The sequence below is a fragment of the Pseudomonas putida genome (assembly GCF_001976065.1).
In the GTDB taxonomy this organism is placed as follows: domain Bacteria; phylum Pseudomonadota; class Gammaproteobacteria; order Pseudomonadales; family Pseudomonadaceae; genus Aquipseudomonas; species Aquipseudomonas serbica.
In genome coordinates this window covers 339,386-355,370 of record NZ_MNAH01000001.1, presented here as the reverse complement: position 1 = coordinate 355,370, position 15,985 = coordinate 339,386, and the positions used below count along the sequence as shown (strand labels likewise).

The 15,985-nt window shown below is 60.4% G+C and carries 18 protein-coding genes; all 18 read right to left on the bottom strand.

Translation table 11 applies throughout. The features are described from left to right. Positions 1–12 precede the first annotated feature (12 nt). The 18 genes from der to cysE all read right to left on the bottom strand — a co-directional run bounded on the left by der (position 13) and on the right by cysE (position 15,984). The gene (gene der / locus BKX96_RS01650) at positions 13–1,482 is read right to left on the bottom strand and encodes a ribosome biogenesis GTPase Der (protein ID WP_046820385.1); all 1,470 of its coding nucleotides are present in this window, start codon (positions 1,480–1,482) and stop codon (positions 13–15) included. Between the two features lie 140 nt (positions 1,483–1,622). Further along, positions 1,623–2,774, bottom strand: coding sequence for an outer membrane protein assembly factor BamB (gene bamB, locus BKX96_RS01645; protein WP_046820386.1), 1,152 nt, complete (start codon positions 2,772–2,774; stop codon positions 1,623–1,625). Next, the gene (locus BKX96_RS01640) at positions 2,767–3,408 is read right to left on the bottom strand and encodes a tetratricopeptide repeat protein (RefSeq protein WP_046820387.1); all 642 of its coding nucleotides are present in this window, start codon (positions 3,406–3,408) and stop codon (positions 2,767–2,769) included. The genes bamB and BKX96_RS01640 overlap by 8 nt, the downstream gene beginning before the upstream one ends. 41 nt (positions 3,409–3,449) lie before the next feature. Then, positions 3,450–4,739: a histidine--tRNA ligase gene (hisS, locus tag BKX96_RS01635; protein WP_046820388.1), complete on the bottom strand. Its 1,290-nt coding sequence runs from the start codon at positions 4,737–4,739 to the stop codon at positions 3,450–3,452. A 37-nt stretch (positions 4,740–4,776) separates the two neighbouring features. Beyond that, entirely contained in the window at positions 4,777–5,886 is a 1,110-nt protein-coding gene (gene ispG, locus BKX96_RS01630) for a flavodoxin-dependent (E)-4-hydroxy-3-methylbut-2-enyl-diphosphate synthase (protein WP_020795607.1), read from the bottom strand. A gap of 3 nt (positions 5,887–5,889) precedes the next feature. Next, positions 5,890–6,888: a RodZ domain-containing protein gene (locus BKX96_RS01625; protein ID WP_046820389.1), complete on the bottom strand. Its 999-nt coding sequence runs from the start codon at positions 6,886–6,888 to the stop codon at positions 5,890–5,892. Further along, positions 6,888–7,646 carry a type IV pilus biogenesis/stability protein PilW gene (gene pilW, locus BKX96_RS01620; RefSeq protein ID WP_077182505.1) on the bottom strand — a complete coding sequence of 253 codons (759 nt, stop codon included), beginning with the start codon at positions 7,644–7,646 and terminating at the stop codon, positions 6,888–6,890. Before pilW ends, BKX96_RS01625 begins: the two co-directional genes overlap by 1 nt. A 16-nt stretch (positions 7,647–7,662) precedes the next feature. Continuing rightward, complete coding sequence (rlmN, locus tag BKX96_RS01615; protein ID WP_020795604.1) at positions 7,663–8,805, bottom strand: dual-specificity RNA methyltransferase RlmN; 1,143 nt, start codon at positions 8,803–8,805, stop codon at positions 7,663–7,665. A gap of 28 nt (positions 8,806–8,833) precedes the next feature. Beyond that, a complete protein-coding gene (gene ndk, locus BKX96_RS01610) occupies positions 8,834–9,259 on the bottom strand; it encodes a nucleoside-diphosphate kinase (protein ID WP_024014216.1) in 426 nt (141 codons plus the stop codon). A gap of 88 nt (positions 9,260–9,347) precedes the next feature. Continuing rightward, the gene (iscX, locus tag BKX96_RS01605; protein ID WP_046820391.1) at positions 9,348–9,548 is read right to left on the bottom strand and encodes a Fe-S cluster assembly protein IscX; all 201 of its coding nucleotides are present in this window, start codon (positions 9,546–9,548) and stop codon (positions 9,348–9,350) included. Positions 9,549–9,562: 14 nt separating this feature from the next. After that, positions 9,563–9,904 carry an ISC system 2Fe-2S type ferredoxin gene (gene fdx, locus BKX96_RS01600; protein WP_077182504.1) on the bottom strand — a complete coding sequence of 114 codons (342 nt, stop codon included), beginning with the start codon at positions 9,902–9,904 and terminating at the stop codon, positions 9,563–9,565. 2 nt (positions 9,905–9,906) lie between these two features. Further along, positions 9,907–11,769 carry a Fe-S protein assembly chaperone HscA gene (gene hscA, locus BKX96_RS01595; RefSeq protein WP_077182503.1) on the bottom strand — a complete coding sequence of 621 codons (1,863 nt, stop codon included), beginning with the start codon at positions 11,767–11,769 and terminating at the stop codon, positions 9,907–9,909. Between the two features lie 51 nt (positions 11,770–11,820). Continuing rightward, positions 11,821–12,342 carry a co-chaperone HscB gene (gene hscB / locus BKX96_RS01590; RefSeq protein ID WP_046820394.1) on the bottom strand — a complete coding sequence of 174 codons (522 nt, stop codon included), beginning with the start codon at positions 12,340–12,342 and terminating at the stop codon, positions 11,821–11,823. Between the two features lie 8 nt (positions 12,343–12,350). Further along, a complete protein-coding gene (iscA, locus tag BKX96_RS01585) occupies positions 12,351–12,674 on the bottom strand; it encodes an iron-sulfur cluster assembly protein IscA (RefSeq protein ID WP_003227904.1) in 324 nt (107 codons plus the stop codon). Positions 12,675–12,708: 34 nt separating this feature from the next. Next, positions 12,709–13,095, bottom strand: a complete 387-nt coding sequence (gene iscU, locus BKX96_RS01580) for a Fe-S cluster assembly scaffold IscU (RefSeq protein ID WP_046820395.1) — start codon at positions 13,093–13,095, stop codon at positions 12,709–12,711. A gap of 101 nt (positions 13,096–13,196) precedes the next feature. Continuing rightward, entirely contained in the window at positions 13,197–14,411 is a 1,215-nt protein-coding gene (locus BKX96_RS01575; protein ID WP_046820396.1) for an IscS subfamily cysteine desulfurase, read from the bottom strand. Positions 14,412–14,461: 50 nt separating this feature from the next. Continuing rightward, positions 14,462–14,953 (bottom strand): Fe-S cluster assembly transcriptional regulator IscR, encoded by a 492-nt coding sequence (gene iscR / locus BKX96_RS01570; protein ID WP_007903581.1) that lies wholly within the window; start codon positions 14,951–14,953, stop codon positions 14,462–14,464. A gap of 254 nt (positions 14,954–15,207) precedes the next feature. Then, on the bottom strand, positions 15,208–15,984 hold the full coding sequence (gene cysE, locus BKX96_RS01565; protein WP_046820397.1) for a serine O-acetyltransferase: 777 nt from the start codon (positions 15,982–15,984) through the stop codon (positions 15,208–15,210). Position 15,985 lies beyond the last annotated feature (1 nt).

Here is a 15,985-nt window from a genome sequence, read left to right as displayed (position 1 = left end):
AGCCTTCAGGAATCAACGCTTGTCGCGGCGCTTCTTGTCGGCCTTCTTGTGGTGCGACATCAAGCGACGCTTCTTGTTGACCTGGCGGTCTGTCAGCGAGTTCTTGTTGCCTTCATACGGGTTCTCGCCGCCCTTGAACTCGATGCGGATCGGCGTACCGACCAGCTTCAGCACACGACGGTAAGTGTTCTCCAGATAGCGCACGTACGACTTCGGCACTTTCTCGATCTGGTTACCGTGAATCACGATGATCGGCGGGTTTGCGCCACCCAGGTGAGCGTAACGCAGCTTGATCCGGCGGTTGTTGACCATCGGCGGCGCGTGCTCGCCCACCGCATCTTCGAGGATCTGGGTCAGGCGGTTGGTTGGCCAGCGAGTCACGGCGGACTTGAACGAGTTCTGTACGGAAGCATACAGGTTGCCCACGCCAGTGCCGTGCAGTGCCGAGATGAAGTGGATGTCGGCGTAGTCAACGAAGAACAGCCGACGTTGCAGCTCGACCTTCACGAAGTCGCGCTCGCTCGGCGTCATGCCGTCCCACTTGTTGATCGCGATAACCAGCGCACGACCGGATTCAATGGCGAAGCCCAGCAGGTTGAGGTCGTGGTCGACCACGCCTTCGCGGGCGTCCATCACGAAGATCACCACGTTGGCGTCTTTGATCGCCTGCAGCGTCTTGACCACGGAGAACTTTTCGACTTCCTCGTGGATCTTGCCGCGCTTGCGCACACCGGCGGTGTCGATCAGCGTGTACTTCTCGTCGTTACGCTCGAACGGGATGTAGATGCTGTCGCGGGTGGTGCCGGGTTGGTCGTACACGATCACCCGGTCTTCACCGAGCATGCGGTTGACCAGGGTCGACTTGCCGACGTTCGGACGGCCGATGATGGCGATCTTGATCCCGTCTTTCTCGCTCGGGCCAGGAATGCGCTTGGCTTCCTCGCCTTCTGCAACGTCTTCTTCCTCGCCTTCTTCCGGCTCTTCTTCGTCTTTCGGGAACTCGCTCAGGGCGATTTCCAGCATCTGGGTGATGCCACGGCCATGGGCACCAGCGATCGGGATCGCGTGGCCCATGCCCAACGGGGCGAATTCGGCGCGGGCCATGTCAGGGTCGATGTTGTCGACCTTGTTGGCAACCACGTAGGAACGCTTGTTACGCTTGCGCAAATGCTCGGCGATCATCTGGTCGGCGGCGGTGAAACCGGCCTTGGCATCTACCAGGAATAGAACGACATCTGCTTCTTCAATGGCCAGCAGCGACTGCTCGGCCATTTTTTCGTCCATACCATGCTCGTCACCGGAGATACCACCGGTGTCGACCAGAATGTAGGAACGCCCTTGCCACTTGGCCTCACCGTATTGGCGATCACGGGTCAGACCGGACAAGTCGCCGACGATGGCGTCGCGAGTCCTGGTCAGGCGGTTGAACAAGGTGGACTTGCCGACGTTCGGTCGGCCCACCAGGGCGATTACGGGAACCATGCGGCTCTCCACTTCGTTTATTTCAGAAAATACAAAAGCCGCTGCGAGGCAGCGGCTGGTGCTCGGGGCAGCGCCTGTAAGCGCTGCGAGCCCCACAGAGCGGGGCCGCTTGGGGATTAACCCCAAGCATAGTCAAACCTTTACTTGATGGTCAGGGCTTCCAGCTTGCCACTGTTGCCATACACATAAATCGTGTCACCCACCACCAGCGGACGCGCGCGCAGGCCGTCGCTGTCGATGCGCTCACGGCCGACGAATCGACCGTCTACCTGACTCAACAGGTGCAGGTAACCTTCCAGGTCACCCACTGCAACGTAGCTGGAAAACACTTCCGGAGCCGACAGTTGACGGCGGGCCAGCGAATCGTTGCTCCACAAGGCTGTGGTGGAACGCTCGTCGACGCCTTCAACGGTGCCCGAAGACAGACTCACATAGACGCTGCCGAAACCCTGGGCGACACCGGCATAGCTGGAAGCATCACGCTGCCAGAGCTGACGGCCGCTTTGCAGGTCCAGTGCCGCAACGCGACCCTGGTAGCTGGCGACATAGATCGTCTCGCCGGACAACAGCAAGCCGCCGTCGATGTCGACCACGCGCTCCAGTTCCGAACGGCCTTGCGGGATCGCTACACGCTGTTCCCACACCGGCACGCCGTTGGAAATGTCGAGAGCGACCACTTTACCGGTCGAAAAGCCAGCCACCGCGAGGCGGTTGGTCACGATCGGTGCGCTGGTACCGCGCAGGGTCAGCACCGCCGGGGTGCTGTCATACAACCAGCGCTGGTTGCCGGTGGCGGCATCCAGACCGATCAAACGGTCGTCCTGGGTCTGGACCACGACCACATCGCCATTGTTGGCCGGCGGTGCGAGGACTTCGCTGGACACGCGAGCGCGCCATTTCTCTTCACCGTTGATGGCGTCCAGGGCAACGATTTCACCCTTGATCGTACCGACCGTCAGCAGACCGTAACCCACGCCAACGGCGCCGGAAACAGGCAGTTCGAGATCTTTCTTCCATTTGACGTCGCCGTTGCTGCGATCCAGCGCCATCACCACACCGGTGACATCGGCGGCATAGATGGTATCGCCTTCGATGGCCGGAACCAGCATGTTGTAGGTTTCGCCCTGACCGTCACCGATCGAACGACTCCACTGCTTTTGCAGGACCACTTCTTCCTTGAAGTCGGTCAACTCGGCCGGTGGCAATTCTTTCTTGCTGTTGCTGCTGCAACCCGCGGCCAGAATGGCCAGGGCCAGCAATGCTGCATGCTTCCAACGAATCACGTCACGCATCCCCTTTGGCCAGGTCGTCCAGCTTGATTTGCAGGCCACCGACCGCCGCTTCATCCGACAGTGCCGCCTTGGCTTTTTGATACGCCGCGTGTGCTTCGTCGGGACGACCCAGCTGCACCAGCAGGTCGCCCTTGAGTTCTTCGCGAGTGGCCAGGAAGGCCTTGTCGGCATCGCCTTCCAGCAGCTTCAGGGCTTCATCGGCCTTGTTCTGCGCAGCCAGTACCTGCGCCAGGCGCTGACGGGCGATTTCGCCCAGTGCCGGGTTGGCCGGTTTGGCGACGATGGCCGCAAGCTCGGTGGCGGCGTCATCGAGCTTGCCGCTGTCGACCGCGACTTTCGCCACGAACAGGCTGCCGTATTGCGCATAGGCGCTGCCGCCGAACTCGCTGTTGAGCTTGCCAGCCAGGTCCGAAACACGTGCCGCATCGGGCTTGCCGTCAGGGGTCAGCGTGGTTTCGAGCAGTTGCTGATAGAGCATCGAGGCGCCTTGCGACTGGTTGCTCTGATACTTCTGGAACGCCTGCCAACCGAACACGATGACCAGCGCCAGCAGGCCGCCAGTAACCAGGGGCTTGCCGTTGCGTGACCACCATTCCTTAAAATCCGCCAGCTGTTCGTCTTCGGTACTCGACACCCCAATACTCCTTAATCGCTAATTCGGCTGTTTAGACAGCTTCAACCCTGCACGACGCAGGTGGCCAGGTGAGCGGCAAGCGCGTCCCAGGCAATGCTTTGTTGTTCGCCCTGGCCACGCAGGGGTTTGAAACCTACCACTTGCTGGGCCATCTCGTCGTCACCGAGGATCAGTGCGAACAGCGCACCGCTCTTGTCGGCTTTCTTGAACTGGCTCTTGAAGCTGCCGGCGCCAGCATTGACTTGCAGGCGCAGGTTGGGCAACTGGTCGCGCACGCGCTCGGCCAGGACCAGGCCAGCCAGCTCGGCGGCTTCACCGAAGGCGCAGAGGTAGACGTCGACCTGACGGGAAATCTCTTCAGGGATCTGCTCGAGTGTTTCGAGCAGCAGCACCAGGCGCTCGATGCCCATGGCGAAACCGACGCCGGCAGTTGGCTTGCCGCCCATCTGCTCGACCAGGCCGTCGTAACGACCACCGGCACACACGGTGCCCTGGGCGCCGAGTTTGTCGGTGACCCATTCGAAAACGGTCTTGCTGTAGTAATCCAGCCCGCGCACCAGCTTCGGGTTGATCACGTAGGGAATGCCGGCGGCGTCCAGGCGAGCCTTGAGGCCCTCAAAGTGCACGCGGGATTCTTCGTCGAGGTAGTCGGCCATTTTCGGCGCATCGACCAGCACCGCTTGAGTCTCGGCGTTCTTGGTATCAAGAACACGCAGCGGGTTGGTTTTCAGGCGGCGCTGGCTGTCTTCGTCGAGCTTGTCGAGATGCGCCGAGAGGTACTCGACCAGCGCTTCACGATAGCGACCACGGGACTCGCTGGTACCCAGGCTGTTGAGTTCGAGCTTGACCGCATCACGGATGCCCAGCTCGCCCCACAGGCGCCAGGTCAGCACGATCAGCTCGGCATCGATGTCCGGACCGTCGAGGTTGAACACTTCGACGCCAATCTGGTGGAACTGGCGGTAACGGCCTTTCTGCGGACGCTCGTGGCGGAACATCGGGCCGATGTACCAGAGCTTCTGCACCTGGCCACCGCCGGTGATGCCGTGCTCGAGCACTGCGCGCACACAGGCCGCCGTGCCTTCAGGGCGCAGGGTCAGCGAGTCGCCGTTACGGTCGTCGAAGGTGTACATCTCTTTTTCGACGATGTCGGTCACTTCACCGATGGAGCGTTTGAACAGCTCGGTGAACTCGACGATCGGCATGCGGATCTGCTTGTAACCGTAGTTATCCAGCAAACGCGAAACGGTGCCTTCGAAATGACGCCACAGGGGGGTCTGTTCGGGCAGGATGTCGTTCATGCCACGAATGGCTTGCAGAGACTTGCTCACAATAAATCCTTAAATTCGTTCGGCTCTTTAGTCAGGCTCAACCGCGCGCGATAACCGCAGCGTCAGCCTCGACCTTCTCGGCCGCTTTCTCGCGGATCAAGCGTTCAAGCTCATCCACCAGATTGTCATTCGTCAGTTTCTGCGACGGCTTGCCGTCGATGTAAATCAGGTTCGGCGTGCCGCCGGTCAAGCCGATATGGGCTTCCTTGGCTTCGCCGGGGCCGTTGACCACACAACCGATGACCGCAACATCCAGCGGCACCAGCAAGTCTTCGAGCCGCCCTTCCAGCTCGTTCATGGTTTTCACCACATCGAAGTTCTGCCGCGAGCAGCTCGGGCAGGCGATGAAGTTGATGCCACGGGAACGCAGGTGCAGGGACTTGAGAATGTCGTAGCCGACTTTCACTTCCTCGACCGGGTCAGCCGCCAACGAGATGCGAATGGTATCGCCAATCCCTTCGGCGAGCAGCATACCGAGGCCCACGGCAGATTTCACTGTGCCTGAACGCAAACCACCGGCTTCGGTAATCCCCAGGTGCAGCGGCTGGACGATTTCCTTGGCCAGCAAGCGGTAGGCTTCGACGGCCATGAACACGTCGGAGGCCTTCACGCTGACCTTGAAGTCCTGGAAGTTCAGGCGTTCAAGGTGCTCGACGTGGCGCAGGGCCGATTCGACCAGCGCGGCCGGGGTCGGCTCGCCGTATTTCTTCTGCAGGTCTTTTTCCAGGGAGCCGGCGTTGACGCCGATACGGATCGGGATGCCGCGATCGCGGGCGGCATCGACCACCGCGCGCACGCGGTCTTCGCGACCGATGTTGCCCGGGTTGATCCGCAGGCAGTCGACACCCAGTTCGGCCACGCGCAACGCGATGCGGTAGTCGAAGTGAATGTCGGCAACCAGGGGAACCTTGACCAGTTGCTTGATCTTGCCGAAGGCCTCGGCGGCGTCCATGTCCGGCACGGACACCCGCACGATATCGACGCCCGCGGCTTCCAGGCGGTTGATTTGCGCAACGGTCGCAGCGACGTCGTTGGTGTCGCTGTTGGTCATGCTTTGCACAGCGATGGGCGCATCGCCGCCAACAGGAACGTTACCGACCCAGATCTTGCGTGATTCGCGACGTTTGATTGGAGATTCGCCGTGCATGACTTATTGACCCAACTTCAGGCGAGCAGTCTCGCCACTGGTGAACGGAGCGACATTGACCGCCTGACCGTTGTAGCTGACCTGCGCGCCACGGGCGTAGCCCAGGCGTACGGAAAACGGCGGCTTGCCACTGAGGGAAACGCTTTCGCCTTTACGCTTTAGACCGCTCAACAGCACCTTGCCGGCACCGTCGGTCACTTGAGTCCAGCAATCGGCCGTGAACTGCAATTGCACCTGGCCTTGGCCCGCCACCGCAGGCGCTGCTGGAGCCGTAGCGGTTGGCGCTGGCGCAGCTGGAGCAACCGGTGCAGTCACCGTCGGTGCCGCAACGGCTGGAGCAGCCGGGGCTGGCGTTGCAGGTGTGGCGTCGATCGGAGCGGTAGCGGGCGCAACGGGCGCTGGCGTTTCAGCCGGTGCCTGGGTCGCGGTGTCGGCCTGCGGCAATGCCAGGGCCGTTGCATTATCAGTCTGACCTTCCGCGACAGCCTGGTCTTCCGGCTCGTCCAGCGGATGAATCTGGGTGGTGCCGTCGGCGCCTTCGACTTCAACGTGTTCCGGGCTGAGGCTGATCAGGTCCTTGGTGCGCTGCGAGGTCTGGTCCTGCCACCAGACGAAACCGCCACCCACCACGGCCACCAGCAGCAACAGGCTGACAATACGCAAGATGGTGTGGGACACACGCACGGGCTCTTCGATACGACCCAGGCTGTGCACATTGCTGCCCTTGGAGTCGGTACCGGTGGATTGGTCGAATTGCTGGACCAGGACGGCCTGGTCCATGCCGAGCAACTTGGCATAGGCGCGAATATAGCCGCGAGCGAAGGTATGCCCTGGCAGCTTGTCGAAATCACCGGCTTCCAGATTGCTCAGGGAGCCGACGGTAAGGTTGAGCTTGAGGGCCACTTCGGCCAGCGACCAGCCATTGCTTTCGCGGGCCTGGCGCAGGGTCTCACCGGGGTTAACGCGATTCGCTGCTACAACTTCGGGATGCGCCGCTTTCATCATTGCTCCGACAGGTATTGCTGATATTCCGGTGTACCGGGATAGAGTCGTTTTAATTGCAGGCCAGCACTGGCCGCCTTGTCGCGATCATCAAACACTTTTGCCAGGCGAATGCCGAGCAATAGACTACGTGCATTTTGCTCGGTAAGCAGGCTAAAACGATCGTAATAGTCACGCGCGGGCACATAATGCCTGTCTTCGTAAGACAACTCAGCCATTTCCAGCAAGGCCCGAGGTTGTTGTCGATTCAAGCGCAGGGCTTTTTCCAGTTGTTGCTGGGCCAACTCGCGCTGGCCAAGCATCGCGGCCGTCATGCCCAGGTTCTCGAATACGCGCGAACGCTCAGGATACAGGGTATCGGCGGCGGCCTGTTCGAAGCGCTCGTAGGCTTCCTTGTAACGTTTTTGCTCGAAAAGAAAACTGCCATAGTTGTTGAGGATTCGCGCATCGGCGGGGCGGGAAGACAGTGCCTTGCGAAAATGCTGGTCAGCCACGTCGGGCTCCATTTCGGCCTGGAACACCAGCCCCAGCGCCGCATTGGCGTCCGGGTCCGCGGCGTCCAGCTCCAGCGCCTTCTTCAAGGGCACCTTGGCGCGCTCGGTCATGCCTTGTTGCAAATAACCGATGCCCAGTTGCACGTAGGCATCGCGCGCCTCGTCACGGCCCTTGCTGGTCTTCATCGGGTTGTAGTCGCCCGAGAGCACACAGCCAGCACAGAGGCTGGCCAATAGCAAAAGCAGCGCAAAGCGCACGGACATAGAGATCCTCTCTTGATTACTTCGCAGCGTTCGACGCCATATCGTTGTCGGCGCTCAGTTCACGCACGGCGATATAACGTTCGCTGCGACGGGTGCGATCCAGCACCTGTCCTACCAACTGGCCACAGGCCGCATCGATGTCTTCACCACGGGTGGTGCGGACAGTGACGTTGAAACCGGCATGATGAAGCTGATCCTGGAAGCGACGAATCGCGTTGTTGCTTGGCCGCTCGTAACCGGAGTGCGGGAACGGGTTGAACGGGATCAGGTTGATCTTGCACGGGATGTTCTTGAGCAGCTCGATCATTTCAACGGCGTGCTCGACCTTGTCGTTCACGTCCTTGAGCAAGGTGTACTCGATGGTCAGCACGCGCTTTTCGCCCAGGGACGACATGTAGCGCTGGCACGACTCGAGGAGCATCTTAAGCGGATACTTCTTGTTGATCGGCACCAATTGGTTACGCAATGCGTCATTCGGTGCGTGCAGGGACAACGCCAGGGAGACGTCGATGTGCTTGGACAGCTCATCGATCATCGGTACCACCCCGGAGGTCGACAGGGTCACGCGGCGCTTGGAAATGCCGTAGCCCAGGTCGTCCATCATCAGGTGCATGGCCGCGATGACGTTGTCGAAGTTCAGCAGCGGCTCACCCATGCCCATCATCACCACGTTGGTGATGGCACGGTCGACGGTCGCCGGGACGCTGCCAAAGGATTTGTTGGCAATCCACACCTGGCCGATGACTTCGGCGGCGGTGAGGTTGCTATTGAAGCCTTGCTTGCCGGTGGAGCAGAAACTGCAATCCAGGGCACAGCCTGCCTGGGACGAAACGCACAAGGTACCGCGCTTGCCCTGGGGAATGTACACGGTCTCGACGCAGCTGCCGGACGCCACGCGCACCACCCACTTGCGGGTGCCGTCGCTGGAGATGTCCTCGCTGACCACTTCTGGACCACGGACCTCAGCAACAGCCTTGAGCTTTTCGCGCAAGGCCTTGCTGACGTTCGTCATGGCGTCGAAATCATCGACGCCAAAGTGGTGAATCCATTTCATTACCTGACCGGCACGGAAACGCTTCTCCCCGATTGAGTCGAAGAATTTTTCCATTTCCTGTTGAGTCAGACCCAGCAGGTTGGTTTTTACAGTCGATGTAGTCATGGATTCACCTTCACTCTTAAGCCAATGCTTAGCGAGTGGTTACTTCAGTAGCTGCGAAGAAGTATGCGATTTCGCGAGCGGCAGCGGCTTCGGAGTCCGAACCGTGTACGGCGTTGGCGTCGATCGATTCAGCGAAGTCAGCACGGATGGTGCCGGCAGCCGCTTCTTTAGGGTTGGTAGCGCCCATCAGCTCACGGTTGCGAGCGATGGCGTTTTCGCCTTCCAGAACCTGAACAACCACTGGACCGGAGGTCATGAAAGCAACCAGGTCGCCGAAGAAACCGCGCTCGCTGTGCTCAGCGTAGAAGCCTTCGGCTTCTGCTTTGGACAGTTGCTTCAGTTTCGAAGCTACAACGCGCAGGCCAGCGTCTTCGAAGCGAGTGGTGATCTTGCCGATCACGTTTTTAGCAACGGCGTCAGGCTTGATGATGGAGAAAGTACGTTGAACAGCCATGGTGTAACTCCAGAAACGGTAATTTGCGAAAAATTAAACCCGCGAATTATACGCGGGTTCTTGGGTATTGCCTAACCTGCAGCGTGGCTCAGTCGCGTTCTTCGATCCAGTGGGCCTGAATGGCCTCCAGGACCTTTTCGCCACAATGCTCAGGCTTGTCGTCGAATTCGGGCAATTCCATCACCCATTTACGCAGATCGACGAAGTTGACCGACATAGGGTCAACATCAGGCTTGCTTTCAGCCAGCTGGATCGCGATTTCCAGCACATCAGTCCACTTGAGACTCATGACAATTCCTTGGATCAGTGCGGCGCTTCGGCTGCGTGGTTGAGCGAGTACTTCGGAATTTCGACGGTCAGGTCTTCGGTGCCGACCTTGGCCTGGCAGGCCAGGCGGGACACAGGCTCCAGACCCCAGGCCCGATCAAGATAGTCCTCTTCCAGCTCGTCCGCTTCTTCCAGCGAGTCAAAACCCTCGCGAATCAGGCAGTGACAAGTGGTGCAGGCGCAGACGCCGCCGCAAGCGCTTTCCATCTCGATGTGGTGCTCATGGGCCAGTTCGAGGATGGAAATACCCGGCTCAGCCTCCACGACCATGCCATCCGGGCAAAACTTTTCGTGTGGCAGAAAAATGACCTGCGGCATCGTTATTCCTCAATCTCATTCAGGTTGCGCCCCGCCAGCGCGGCTTTCACCGTCGAGTCCAGGCGGCGGGCAGCAAAGGCGTCGGTCACTTGCGACAGACGCTTGGTCTGCTGCTCGATGGCGAAACCATCGGTACCTTTCATCAGTTCGGTCAATTCCTGCACCTGCAGGTCGATGACCATGCGCTCGTCGGCATCGAGCAGTCGCTCGCCGTCGGCCTCCAGCGCAGCCTGCACCGCCTCGATCAGGCGCTGGGCGTCGACCTGTTGCTCGCGCAATACGCGGGCAACCTTGTCGTCGTTGGCGTGCTGGAACGAATCCTTGAGCATCTTGGCGATTTCGCCGTCGGTCAGGCCGTAGGACGGCTTGACCTGGATGCTGGCTTCCACACCCGAACCCAGTTCGCGGGCGGAAACACTGAGCAAGCCATCGGCATCGACCTGGAAGGTCACGCGAATCTTCGCCGCACCGGCCACCATCGCCGGAATACCGCGCAATTCGAAGCGCGCCAGGGAACGGCAGTCGCTGATCAGCTCGCGCTCGCCCTGCAACACGTGGATCGCCATGGCCGACTGGCCGTCTTTGTACGTAGTGAAGTCCTGGGCGCGAGCGACGGGGATGGTGGTGTTGCGTGGAATCACCTTCTCCATCAGGCCGCCCATGGTTTCCAGGCCCAGGGACAACGGAATCACGTCCAGCAACAGCAATTCATCGCCGTCGCGCTTGTTGCCAGCCAGGGTATCGGCCTGGATCGCGGCACCGATGGCCACCACTTGATCCGGGTCGATTTCAGTCAGGGGCTGGCGACCGAAGGCTTCCGCCACGGCTTCGCGAACACGTGGTACGCGAGTCGAACCGCCAACCATGACCACCGCATGCACGTCTTCCAGCTCGACACCGGAATCACGTACCGCGCGGCGGCAGGCTTTCAGGCTGCGGGCGACCATCGGCTCGATCAACGCGTCGAAGGCTTCGCGGGTCAGTTCGGCTTTCCAGTCGCCGTGAACCACTTCGACCGACGAGGCATTGGTCAGCGCTTCTTTGGCCGCGCAGGCGGTTTGCAGCAGTTGACGCTGCGCACCCGGATCGAGATCGGCGGACAGGCCGGCGCTCTCGATGATCCAGCCAGCGATCGCGTGGTCGAAGTCATCGCCGCCCAGGGCGCTGTCGCCACCGGTAGCCAGTACCTCGAAGACACCGCCGGTCAGGCGCAGAATCGAAATATCGAAAGTGCCGCCGCCCAGGTCATAAATGGCCACCAGGCCTTCGGCGTGCTGATCCAGACCATAAGCCACAGCGGCCGCAGTCGGCTCATTGAGCAAGCGCAACACGTTCAGGCCGGCCAGCTTGGCCGCGTCCTTGGTGGCTTGGCGCTGGGCGTCGTCGAAATAGGCCGGAACGGTGATCACCGCGCCCACCAGCTCGCCGCCCAGGGTCGCTTCAGCACGCTGACGCAGGACCTTGAGGATGTCGGCGGAGACTTCCACCGGGCTTTTCGGGCCCTGGATGGTGTCGATGAACGGCATGTGCGACTCGCCACCGACAAAGCGGTACGGCAGTTGGTCACCCAGCTGCTTGACGTCGGACAGACCACGACCCATCAAGCGCTTGACCGACAGCACGGTGTTCAGGGGATCGGTGGCGGCAGCCAGCTTGGCGGATTCGCCAACCTCGACGCGATCGGCGTGATAGCGCACGGCGGACGGCAGGATAACCTGCCCTTGTGCGTCAGCCAGGGGCTCGGAAAGACCACTGCGCAATGCAGCGACCAGCGAATTGGTAGTGCCCAAGTCGATCCCCACAGCCAGACGACGCTGGTGCGGTTGAGGACTTTGGCCGGGTTCGGCGATCTGCAGTAGGGCCATCGTTATCAGGACTTATCTGTATATCAAGCGTGCGACCGGAGCGGCACTGGGTTAATCGTCGAGGCGCTCTTCCAGCTGGCGCACTTCGTAGGTGAGCTTGTCGAGGAACTGCATGCGCCGCATCAGGCGTTCGGCCTGTTCGCGGTGCGCAGCATCGTTCCAGCAAGCTGCGAAGCTTTGGTTCAGTTCATCCTGGGCAGCCTTCAGGCGACGCTTGAAGACAGCGACGCCATCGAGGTCGGCGCTGTCCTGCAGGTCTTCGAGCTCTTCGCGCAACTCCATCTGTTGCAGCAGAAACTCCGGATCATGCACCGTGACTTCCAGCGGCAGCTCGCCACCATTCAAGGCGAGCAGGTAACGCGCGCGCTTGGGTGGACTCTTGAGCGTCTGGTAGGCCTCGTTGAGGCTCGCGGATTGCTCCAGCGCCAGCCGCTGCTCCCGCTCGGAAGCGTCGGCAAAGCGGTCCGGATGAACACTGCGCGCCAACTCACGGTAGCGCGTAGCCAGCTGATCGAGATCCAGATTGAAGCTCGGTTGCAGCTCGAATAAAGCGAAATGACAAGGAGTACCCACGACAAGCCTCAGATGTTGAAGCTTTCGCCGCAGCCACATTCACCGCGCACGTTGGGGTTGTTGAACTTGAAGCCTTCGTTCAACCCTTCCTTGACGAAATCGAGCTCGGTGCCGTCCAGGTAGGCCAGGCTCTTGGGATCGATGATCACTTTCTCGCCGTGACTCTCGAACACCTGGTCCTCTGCAACCACCTCGTCGACAAACTCCAGCACGTAGGCAAGGCCGGAACAGCCTGTGGTGCGAACACCCAGGCGGATCCCTTCACCCTTGCCGCGCCCGTCGAGGGAGCGCCGCACGTGTCGAGCAGCCGCTTCTGTCATGCTGATAGCCATCGGTGACTCCTTACTCGTCGCCAAAAACTGAAAGTCAGATCAAGCCTTTCTTCTGCTTGTAGTCGCGAACGGCAGCCTTGATGGCGTCTTCGGCGAGCACGGAGCAGTGGATTTTCACTGGCGGCAGGGCCAGCTCTTCAGCCAGCTGGGTGTTCTTGATGGTTTCCGCTTCGTCCAGGGTCTTGCCCTTCATCCACTCGGTGGCGAGGGAGCTGGAAGCGATGGCCGAACCGCAGCCGTAGGTCTTGAACTTGGCATCTTCAATGATGCCGGCTTCGTTGACCTTGATCTGCAGGCGCATCACGTCGCCGCATGCCGGGGCGCCGACCATGCCGGTACCGACATCCGGGTCTTCGGCATTCATCTTGCCGACGTTACGCGGGTTTTCGTAGTGGTCGATGACCTTTTCGCTGTAAGCCATGATTCTCAATCCTCACTCATCAGGGCCGCTCTTGAGACCCTGTAGCTGCGCTGCATCAGTCGCCGCGTCGCTACAGGAGCCGTATCTGGCGGCTTCTACATTTAGTGTGCCGCCCACTCGATCTTCGAGATATCGACGCCGTCTTTGTACATGTCCCACAGCGGCGACAAAGCGCGCAGCTTGGTAACGGCCTCGCAAACTTTCTGCGCGGCATAATCGATTTCTTCTTCGGTGGTGAAACGGCCGAAGGTGAAGCGGATCGAGCTGTGTGCCAGTTCGTCGTTGCGGCCCAGGGCGCGCAGTACGTACGAAGGCTCCAGGGACGCCGAGGTGCAGGCCGAACCGGACGAAACCGCCAGGTCCTTGAGCGCCATGATCAGCGACTCGCCTTCAACGTAGTTGAAGCTCAGGTTCAGGTTGTGCGGAACGCGGGCAGTCAGGCTGCCGTTGACGTACAGCTCTTCCAGGTGCTCGACCTGCTTGTAGAAACGGTCGCTCAAGGCCTTGATGCGCACGTTCTCGGCAGCCATGTCTTCCTTGGCCACACGGAACGCTTCGCCCATGCCGACGATCTGGTGGGTCGCCAGGGTGCCGGAACGCATTCCGCGCTCGTGACCGCCGCCGTGCATGGTCGCTTCGATACGTACGCGCGGCTTGCGGCTGACGTACAGGGCGCCGATGCCTTTAGGACCGTAGGTCTTGTGGGCGGAGAACGACATCATGTCGACTTTCAGTTTCTGCAGGTCGATCTCGACCTTGCCAGTGGACTGAGCGGCGTCGACGTGGAACAGGATGCCCTTGGCGCGCAGCAGTTCACCGATCGCAGCGATGTCGTTGATGGTGCCGATTTCGTTGTTCACGTGCATCACCGACACCAGGATGGTGTCGTCGCGCAGTTCGGCTTCGATCATCTCTGGAGTGACCAGGCCGTCGGTGCGAGGCTCGATGTAGGTGACTTCGAAGCCTTCACGCTCCAGCTGGCGCATGGTGTCCAGGACAGCCTTGTGCTCGATCTTGGTGGTGATCAGGTGCTTGCCTTTGGTGGCATAGAAATGTGCCGCACCCTTGATTGCCAGGTTGTCGGATTCGGTGGCACCGGAGGTCCAGACGATTTCACGCGGGTCGGCATTGACCAGGTCGGCCACCTGACGACGGGCGTTTTCGACGGACTCTTCGGCTTTCCAGCCAAACACGTGGGAACGGGACGCCGGGTTACCGAAGTTTCCGTCGACCAGCAGGCATTCACTCATCTTTTGCGCGACACGCGGATCAACCGGGGTAGTCGCTGAGTAATCAAGGTAAATCGGCAATTTCATGGACTATCTCCTAAATCAGGCTGGCTGGCGTGCCGCTAGCTCTCTGGCTGTCATTCGACGGCGGACGCTTCAATCTTGTCCAGGCGTGGCGCCTTGCTGTTGCAACGGCGTTGATCCTGACGCTGGGCTACTTCTTGCACCTCACGGCGAGTCACAAGGTCAGCCAAGCTGATACCGCTCAGAAATTCGTGAATCTGCAGGCTCAGATCGCACCACAAGTGGTGGGTCAGGCAGGTGTCGCCCTGATGGCAATCACCCTGGCCCTGGCATTTGGTCGCATCGACCGATTCGTTCACCGCATCGATCACCTGGGCGACCTGGATACCTTGCATGTCGCGAGACAGCTGGTAGCCGCCGCCTGGACCGCGGACGCTGGACACCAGATTGCTGCGGCGCAATTTGGCAAACAGCTGCTCGAGGTAGGACAGGGAGATGCCTTGGCGCTCGGAGATATCGGCCAGGGACACGGGCCCGTGCTGCGCGTGCAACGCCAGGTCGAGCATGGCGGTCACGGCGTATCGGCCTTTTGTAGTCAGTCGCATGGACAATTACCACGGAGTTCGGAATGAGGCGAGTATGCAATTCCCGAGTATTTAAGTCAACTATAAGACCTAGTACTTTAGTCAGGATTACCCGCAAAAGAGCGGCAGCATCATAGCAAAGGCTGGCCGTATACAGCCAGCAGTACCGCGTTATCGTTCTTCGCGAGCAGGCTCGCTCCCACAGTTGACCGTGCAACCCAGTGGGACGCGGTCCAATGTGGGAGCGAGCCTGCTCGCGAAGGGCACGACGCGGTTTAGCTGGCCTGACTCTGATCCTTGTCCTTCACACAGGCGAAATCTTCTTCGCGCAGCTCAGGCAGGTCTTTCGCACAGTAATTACTGCCCAGATCCTTCAACGCTCCGCACATCCCCTCCAGGCGCCCGTCGACTGCCTGCAGATGATCGAGCAGCTGGTTGATGGCACGCGCCACCGGGTCCGGCATGTCTTCCGTCACGCCGTAGGCATCAAAGCCGATCTTCTCGGCCATGGCCTTGCGCTTGGCGTCCAGCTCCTGGTCGGGCTTGACGATGATTCGTCCCGGAATGCCCACCACCGTGGCACCCGGCGGCACTTCCTTGGTTACCACGGCGTTGGAGCCGACCTTGGCACCGGCACCGACAGTGAACGGACCCAGCACCTTGGCACCGGCACCGACCACCACGCCATCACCCAGCGTCGGGTGGCGCTTGCCTTTGTTCCAGCTGGTACCGCCCAGGGTCACGCCCTGATAGATGGTCACGTCATCGCCGATTTCGGCGGTTTCACCGATGACGATACCCATGCCATGGTCAATGAAGAAGCGTCGACCGACCTTGGCCCCCGGATGGATCTCGATCCCGGTCAGCCAGCGGCCGAAGTTCGACACCAGCCGCGCCAGCCACTTCAGGTCCGCACGCCACAGCATGGCCGACAGACGGTGAATCCAGATGGCATGCATGCCGGGGTAGCAGGTCAGGACTTCAAAAGCGTTACGCGCCGCCGGGTCTCGATGGAATACGCTCTGGATATCTTCACGCAAACGCTCAAACATC

Coding starts and splice junctions, on each gene's coding strand:
- der (WP_046820385.1), bottom strand. CDS start 1,482: ATGGTTCCCGTAATCGCCCTGGTGGGCCGACCGAACGTCGGCAAGTCC.
- bamB (WP_046820386.1), bottom strand. CDS start 2,774: ATGCGTGACGTGATTCGTTGGAAGCATGCAGCATTGCTGGCCCTGGCC.
- ispG (WP_020795607.1), bottom strand. CDS start 5,886: ATGCACGGCGAATCTCCAATCAAACGTCGCGAATCACGCAAGATCTGG.
- BKX96_RS01625 (WP_046820389.1), bottom strand. CDS start 6,888: ATGAAAGCGGCGCATCCCGAAGTTGTAGCAGCGAATCGCGTTAACCCC.
- pilW (WP_077182505.1), bottom strand. CDS start 7,646: ATGTCCGTGCGCTTTGCGCTGCTTTTGCTATTGGCCAGCCTCTGTGCT.
- rlmN (WP_020795604.1), bottom strand. CDS start 8,805: ATGACTACATCGACTGTAAAAACCAACCTGCTGGGTCTGACTCAACAG.
- ndk (WP_024014216.1), bottom strand. CDS start 9,259: ATGGCTGTTCAACGTACTTTCTCCATCATCAAGCCTGACGCCGTTGCT.
- iscX (WP_046820391.1), bottom strand. CDS start 9,548: ATGAGTCTCAAGTGGACTGATGTGCTGGAAATCGCGATCCAGCTGGCT.
- fdx (WP_077182504.1), bottom strand. CDS start 9,904: ATGCCGCAGGTCATTTTTCTGCCACACGAAAAGTTTTGCCCGGATGGC.
- hscA (WP_077182503.1), bottom strand. CDS start 11,769: ATGGCCCTACTGCAGATCGCCGAACCCGGCCAAAGTCCTCAACCGCAC.
- iscA (WP_003227904.1), bottom strand. CDS start 12,674: ATGGCTATCAGCATGACAGAAGCGGCTGCTCGACACGTGCGGCGCTCC.
- iscU (WP_046820395.1), bottom strand. CDS start 13,095: ATGGCTTACAGCGAAAAGGTCATCGACCACTACGAAAACCCGCGTAAC.
- BKX96_RS01575 (WP_046820396.1), bottom strand. CDS start 14,411: ATGAAATTGCCGATTTACCTTGATTACTCAGCGACTACCCCGGTTGAT.
- iscR (WP_007903581.1), bottom strand. CDS start 14,953: ATGCGACTGACTACAAAAGGCCGATACGCCGTGACCGCCATGCTCGAC.
- cysE (WP_046820397.1), bottom strand. CDS start 15,984: ATGTTTGAGCGTTTGCGTGAAGATATCCAGAGCGTATTCCATCGAGAC.